Consider the following 808-nt stretch of genomic DNA (forward strand, 5'->3'; position numbering starts at 1 on the left):
GGCAAGCTTGGCCGAACGCACGGAAAATAGCGTGATAGAACGGCGTCTGCATGACCCGCCACTCCGGGTGCCACTGTACGCCGAGCACGAATCGATGACGCTGGCTGCGTGCCGCTTCGACCAGGCCATCATCGGCCCAGGCCTCGATCTGCAGGCCTTCGGCCAGTCTCGCGATGCCCTGCCCGTGCACCGAATTGACCTGTACCCGATCACCGGCAGCCCACTGTGCCAGCCAACCACCATCGGCCAGGGTGATCGCATGGGCCGGTCCATACTGGACCTCCACCGGCGCCTGCGGGTCTTCACGATGTTCGCTCAGGCCAGCTACCGAATGAACCTGCGGATGAAGCGTGCCGCCGAGCGCCACATTCAATTCCTGGAAGCCGCGGCAGATTGCCAGCACCGGCAGATCCATCGCCAGCGCCTCGTGCAGCAGGGCGAACGCAGTGGCATCGCGGGCCGTGTCGTGCAGGTTGCCCTCCCAGGTGCGGCCCCCTTCGTAATGCTGCGGCTCGATGTTGCTGACCGCGCCGGTCAACAGCAGGCCATCCAGACCCTGCAACCAGTCGCGTGCCGGCAGCGGCGGCTGCAGGCTCGGCAGCACCAGTGGCGTTGCCTGCGCAGCGTCAACCAAGGCACGCACATATTTTTCCCCGGCCACCGCGAAACGATGATGGCCGAGCACGGTGCTGTCGGTGGGCAGGCCCACCCAGGGCAGGCGGCGCATGGGAAAACTCCTTGGCGTGCAATCACGTTACCCGCCCGACACTGGCAACGGCAAGCCGCTGCCGTCACACCACGGGCGCTC

General features: G+C 66.2%; 1 protein-coding gene. It reads right to left on the reverse strand.

The window, feature by feature from the left end:
* The coding region (locus tag DBR20_RS22405) for a gamma-glutamyl-gamma-aminobutyrate hydrolase family protein (RefSeq protein WP_219927833.1) at positions 1-727 on the reverse strand (727 nt) is incomplete at its 3' end.
* Positions 728-808 lie beyond the last annotated feature (81 nt).

It is taken from the genome of Stenotrophomonas sp. HMWF023 (genome assembly GCF_003060985.1).
Taxonomy (GTDB): Bacteria; Pseudomonadota; Gammaproteobacteria; order Xanthomonadales; family Xanthomonadaceae; genus Stenotrophomonas; species Stenotrophomonas lactitubi.